Origin of the sequence: Reyranella sp. (assembly GCF_004297265.1) — a bacterium.
Taxonomy (GTDB): Bacteria; Pseudomonadota; Alphaproteobacteria; order Reyranellales; family Reyranellaceae; genus Reyranella.
This window is the reverse complement of sequence record NZ_SCUT01000042.1, coordinates 1-6,498: the sequence shown is the minus strand read 5'-3', so window position 1 is coordinate 6,498 and position 6,498 is coordinate 1. Positions and strand designations below refer to the sequence as shown.

Below are 6,498 nucleotides of genomic sequence, written 5' to 3'. Positions count from 1 at the left end.
GTCTCCGAGAAGCTGCTCGGGATCTATGCCGAGGACGGCATGACTCTGGAGCAGCTCATGGCCTTCACCGTCAGCACGGATCACGTCCGTCAGGAGCAGGTCTGGGAGGCATTGCAGCAGTCCTACAACAAGGAACCCTACCTGATCCGCCGCCAGCTCACCGAGAGCGCCGTGCGCGCGTCGGAACGCCGGGCGCGGTTTGTCGGACTCGATGCTTATGAGGCAGCCGGCGGCATGGTGCTGCGCGATCTGTTCGAGGAGGATGGAGGCGGCTGGCTCCAGGACGTAGCCCTGCTCGACCGCCTGGCCACCGAGAAGCTGGCGTCCGAGGCCGAGAAAATCACCGCCGAAGGCTGGAAGTGGATCGAGGTGGCCGTCGACTTCCGCTACGGCCATGCCCAGCATCTTCGGCGGCTTGAGGGCGTGGAGATCGAGCTCACGCTCGACGAGCAAACGACGTTCGACGCCCTCACTGCCGAGCAGGCCAAGCTCGAGAGCGAGTACGAAGGCGCCGACGAGCTGCCGGACCAAGTCGACGCGCGGCTGGGCGAGATCGAGGAAGCGCTTGCCGCCTTCGACAGCCGTCCGGTCCGCTACGAGCTGGCCGAGATCGCGCGTGCCGGCGTGTTCGTCAGCATCGACGTCGATGGACGCCTTTCGGCCGATCGCGGCTATGTCAGGCAGGAAGACGAGCCGGTGCCGGCGGGCAGCGAAGATCCGGCAGGAGGCGAGATCGGCGGGGCGGACGAGACGGCGCCTGCCGCTCCGGCCCAGCGTGCCGTCATCACCATCGGAAGCGAACAGCCGGAGGACGATGGCGACGACGATGCGATCAAGCCGCTGCCGGAGCGGCTCGTGGGCGAGCTGACGGCTCATCGCACCCTGGCGCTGCGGGACGCAGTGGCGAACAGCCCCCACGTCGCCCTGACGGCGCTGCTGCACAAGCTCTGCCTCGACACCTTCCAGCACAGCGCGCCCGGCGCGTGCCTGGAGGCCTCGGTGCGGCATGTGTTCTTCCCTGCCCAATCGGCCGATTTGAAGGACAGCACTTCGGCCAAGGCAGTCGCCGACCGGCACGAAGCCTGGAAGGCCGAGCTGCCCAAGGACGACCGCGCGCTGTGGAACTGGCTCGCCTTGCTCGACGACAACCGCCGCGCCGCGCTGCTGGCGCATTGCGTGTCGTTCGGCGTGAACGCCCTCTACGAGAAGGGCGACCGCTACGGCGGACCGGGCGTCTCGGCGCATGGTGTGCAGCAGCGCATCGCCCAGGCCGACCGGCTCGCCCGCGCCGTCCACCTCGACATGGTCGAAGCCGGCTGGCGGCCCACCGTCGACAACTACCTTGGCCGCGTCACCAAGCCCCGCATCCTCGAAGCGGTGCGGGAAGCCAAGGGCGACCAGGCAGCGCAGCTCATTGATCACCTCAAGAAGGCGGAGATGGCGAAGGAGGCCGAGCGGCTGCTCGACGGCACCGGCTGGCTACCCGAACCGCTGCGGCTCGTCGACAGCGCGGACATGTCGGACACACCCATCGAGTCAGCCGAGGAGCTTCCCGCTTTCCTCGCCGACGATGAAGGGCAGGACGCTGTGACGGACGAGGTCGAGCCGACTGCCATTGCTGCCGAGTAGCGCGAACGCCGCGGGGTGGCCTCGGCCGTCCTGCGTTCTTGCCGCCCATCGTTGGATAAGCCCGGCCGCCGTGCCGGGCTTTTTCCTTTGAGAGATTCCGCACGTTCGATGCGCAAGGGGAGAGGGAGAGGACGGCCGGGACGGGTTTGAGCCGGCGGGATCCAGAGAGAGCGCCTTCCGGTTCGGACCGTTCCCGCTCTCCCGAGGTCTCTTCCATGTCGAATGTCTCCCTCTCGGCCGCGGCACCCGCGCCGCTACGCTCGCGCGCCCCCGCTGCGGATCCGTCCGCCGGCATTGCCGCGGCAGCGCAGCTTCTTCTCCCACATCTCGAGCATGGCACCCGCATCGATGCGATCGTCCTGCGTGACGCCATGGAGCACGCCTTCGTCGGCTCCGATGCAGCCGGCGCCTGGGACTGGAAGACCGCCTATGACGCCTGCGAAGCGGCGACCGTGCTGTTCATGCGCAAGTTCGGTCCCGCCATCCGGGCACGGGCTGGCACGCCGGCTGCCGAGCTCTCCATGCTCGGCAGGATCGCGGCACTCCTTCCCACCCATACCCGCCGATCCGAGGAGAGCCAGGCGCTGCAGCAATTCTCGACGCCGCTCGCGCTCGGGTTTGTTGCCGCGAGCGCTGCTGCGATCAGTCCGGCCGATCTCGTGCTCGAGCCCTCGGCAGGGACGGGTCTGCTCGCCATCTTTGCCGAGCTCGCGGGCAGCAGTCTGGCCCTGAACGAGCTGGCGGCGACGCGCGCGGCCTTGCTCGGACGGCTATTCCCCGCTGTCGTAACGACACGCTACGACGCGGCTCACATCCACGACCATCTCGACGGTGCTGTGCGCCCGAGCGTCGTGCTGATGAATCCGCCGTTCTCGGCTGCGGCGCATGTCGACGGCACGGTCGCGGATGCCGCCCTGCGCCATGTTTCGTCGGCGCTTGCGCGCCTCGCCGACGACGGGCGCCTGGTCGCGATCACCGGGGCCAGTTTCTCGCCGGACCATCCATCGTGGCGAGAGGCCTTCGTCCGCCTCCAGGAACGCGGCTGTGTCGTGTTCAGCGCAGCGGTCGATGGTCGCGTTTATGCCCGTCATGGCACCACGGTCGAGACTCGGCTGACGGTCATCGATCGCGTACCTGCCGATGATCCGAGATCTTTTCCGGCATTACTCGGCATGGCGCCCGACGCCGCGACGTTGCTCCAATGGGTGACGTCGCATGTTCCACCGCGCTTGCCTGTTCATGGCACCGCGCTTCCTGCATCCGTCCCTCCCGTCACGGTCATGTCGAACCGGAGGCCTGCACGGCAGCCACGCGCCGTTGCCGGCGATTCGCTTGAACGAGTGGGCACTGAGCTCGCCTACGAGGCCGTCGACTGGAAGCCCGCCGAGGGCGGCAGCCTCACCGAGGCGCTGTACGAAGGATACGACTTGCAGTCCATCCGGATTGCCGGTGCGCAGTCGCATCCGACGCGGCTGGTGCAGTCGGCGGCCATGGCGTCCGTCGCGCCGCCCAAGCCCACCTATCGACCACACCTTCCGGCCAGTGTCGTCGGCGACGGGCTGCTGTCCGATGCCCAGCTCGAGAGCGTCATCTATGCCGGCGAAGCGCACGGCGGCCACCTTGCCGGCTCGTGGGTAGTAAACGAGACCTCCGATGTCGTGTCAGCCGCGCCCGACGATGCCGAGAATGCTGTCCGGTTCCGGCGCGGCTGGATGCTGGGCGACGGCACCGGTGCGGGCAAGGGCCGCCAGGTCGCCGGCATCCTGCTGGACAACTGGATGCAAGGCCGCCGACGCGCCGTATGGGTGTCGAAGTCCGATAAGCTGATCGAGGACGCCCAGCGCGACTGGTCGGCGCTCGGCATGGAGCGCCTGCTGATCACGCCGCTGGCGCGATTCCGCCAGGGCACACCCATCCGCCTGGAGCAGGGCATCCTTTTTACCACCTACGCCACGCTACGGACCGATGCGCGCGAGGAAAGGGTTTCGCGGGTCCAGCAGATCGTCGATTGGCTGGGATCGGACTTCGATGGAGTGATCGTGTTCGACGAGAGCCATGCCATGGCCAATGCCGCCGGCAGCAAGGGTGAGCGCGGCGATCAGGCGCCGTCGCAACAGGGACGTGCCGGCCTGCGGCTCCAGCATGCGCTGCCCAACGCCCGCGTCATCTATGTCTCCGCCACGGGCGCCACCACCGTGCACAACCTCGCCTATGCCCAGCGGCTAGGGCTTTGGGGTGGCGAGGACTTTCCGTTCGCCACGCGCGCCGAGTTCGTGCAGGCGATCGAGGCCGGCGGCGTCGCGGCCATGGAAGTGCTTGCTCGCGACCTCAAGGCGCTCGGCCTCTACGCGGCACGATCCCTGTCCTACGAGGGTGTGGAGTACGAGTTGGTCGAGCATGCGCTGTCGCCCGAGCAGATCCGCATCTACGACGCCTATGCCGGCGCCTTCCAGGTCATCCACAACAACCTCGACGCCGCGCTTCAGGCCGCCAACGTCACTGGCGAGCGTGGCACGCTCAATGCGCAGGCGAAGTCGGCGGCCCGCTCGGCCTTCGAATCGGCCAAGCAGCGCTTCTTTTCGCACCTGATCACCTCAATGAAGACGCCGACCCTGATCCGCTCGATCGAGCGCGATCTTAAGGCCGGTCATGCCGCCGTCATCCAGATCGTCTCCACCGGCGAGGCCTTGATGGAACGTCGGCTGGCCGACATCCCGACCGAGGAATGGGGCGACGTGCAGGTCGACATCACGCCGCGCGAGTATGTGCTCGATTACCTGGCGCACAGCTTCCCGACCCAGCTGTTCGAGCCGTTCACCGATGGGGACGGCAATCTCTCCTCGAGGCCGGTCTATCGTGATGGCCAGCCTGTGCAGTGCCGCGACGCCGTCGAGCGCCGGGACCGGCTGATCGAGCGGCTGGCGTCGCTGGCGCCTGTCCAGGGCGCGCTGGACCAGATCGTTCAGCGCTTTGGTACCGACGTGGTCGCCGAGGTGACAGGCCGGTCGCGGAGGATTGTGCGCAAGGGCGACCGGCTCTGTGTTGAGAACCGTCCAGGGTCCGCCAACCTCGCCGAAGCGCAAGCCTTCATGGATGACGACAAGAGCATCTTGCTGTTCAGCGATGCCGGCGGCACCGGCCGTTCGTATCATGCCGACCTTGGCGCCCGGAACCAGCGGCTGCGTGTGCACTATCTGCTGGAGGCCGGCTGGAAAGCCGACACGGCCATCCAGGGCCTGGGGCGCAGCAACCGCACCAACCAGGCTCAGCCGCCCTTGTTCCGGCCGATCGCCACCGACGTGAAGGCCGAGAAGCGGTTCCTGTCGACCATCGCCCGGAGGCTGGACACCCTGGGCGCCATCACCAAAGGCCAGCGCCAGACCGGTGGGCAGGGATTGTTCCGCGCCGACGATAATCTCGAATCGCCCTACGGCCGGGCGGCGCTGCGTCAGCTCTACATGTTGCTGTTCGCCGGCAAGGTCGAGGGGTGCTCGCTGGAAGCCTTCCAGGCGGCGACCGGCCTGCACCTGACCGACCAGGACGGCAGCCTGCGCGAGGAGCTGCCGCCGATCACGACGTTCCTCAATCGGCTGCTGGCGCTGACGATCGATCTTCAGAACACGCTGTTCGGCGTGTTCGAGGATCTGCTACGGGCGAAGATCGAGGGAGCGCGCGTGTCCGGCACCTACGACGTCGGCGTCGAGACGCTGACGGCCGAGAGCCTGGTCGTGACCGACCGACGGGCGCTCTACGTCCATCCGACGACCGGCGCCGAGACGCAGGTATTCACGGTCCGCCGTCAGGAGCGCAACCAGCCTCTCGCCCTGACCGAGGCATTGGACCGCGGCGGCGATCCTCGCGCGCTCCTGCTCGTCAATGCGCAGTCGGGCCGGGCGGCGATACAGGTCCCGGCGCCGAGCGTCATGCTGGATGATGGCGAGGTGGAACGCCGCGTCCGGCTCGTGCGTCCGATGGAGCGGACAGCCCTTTCGGTGTCGGCCCTCGAGCAGTCGCACTGGCAACGGTCGGATCGAGCTGCGTTTGCCCAAGCCTGGGCACGGGAGCTCGCCGAGATACCTCCTTTTACAGAGAGCGACCTCCATATCGTCACTGGCCTGCTGCTGCCGATCTGGAAGCGCCTGCCGGACGAGTCCATGCGGGTCTACCGCCTGCAGACCGATGCCGGCGAGCGCGTCATCGGCCGGCTGGTGTCGCCGGCCTGGGTAGCGCAGGCCATCAGCGCCGATGGCGTGAGCCTCGCGCCGGCGGATGCCTGGACCGCCGTGCTCGACGGTCGAACCATCTTCGAGCTGCAGGAGGGACTGAGCGTGCGCCGCTCTAAGGTGATGGGCCTTTTCCGGGTGGAACTCTTCGGCTTCACCGACGGCATGGTCGATCGCCTGAAGGCGATGGGCCTGATCTCCGAGATCATCGCCTGGAAGCTCCGCCTGTTCGTGCCGACCGGCCCTGCCGGCCCTTCGATCCTCGCCGGGCTGATGGAACGCTACCCGATCGTGCGCATCGCCGGTCGGGCAGCGGCGTGAGGAGGCAGTCATGCTATCGCGCGCTGCGGACTTGGCCCGCCGCCTCGCACGCAATGCCGAGGCGGTGTGCCGACATTATCTTTCGAACGGCCATCGCGAGGGTCGCTACTGGCTGGTTGGCGATGTCGCCAACACGCGGGGCCGCAGCCTGTTCGTGCGCTTGAGCGGCCCGGACCATGGCAAGGGCGCTGCCGGCAAGTGGACCGATTATGTTGCGTCGAGAGTTATGTTGCGCAGCCGCGATTGGGCGCTGCCCTGCGGACCATCGACAAGTTTTACGCAACATAACGCCAGCACGCGGGGAGGTGCGTGATGCCCCGCGACG

2 protein-coding genes and 1 pseudogene are annotated in these 6,498 nt (G+C 67.6%); all 3 read left to right on the top strand.

Annotated features, from left to right (window positions below; genetic code table 11):
* Positions 1-1,629 (top strand): DNA-binding protein (locus EPO41_RS18230; protein ID WP_296327839.1); only part of this gene is annotated, 1,629 nt, incomplete at its 5' end.
* A 215-nt stretch (positions 1,630-1,844) separates the two neighbouring features.
* Positions 1,845-6,173: a strawberry notch family protein gene (locus EPO41_RS18225; RefSeq protein ID WP_296327836.1), complete on the top strand. Its 4,329-nt coding sequence runs from the start codon at positions 1,845-1,847 to the stop codon at positions 6,171-6,173.
* A gap of 10 nt (positions 6,174-6,183) precedes the next feature.
* Positions 6,184-6,381, top strand: a pseudogene (locus EPO41_RS18220) (DNA primase); the annotation flags it as partial.
* Positions 6,382-6,498 lie beyond the last annotated feature (117 nt).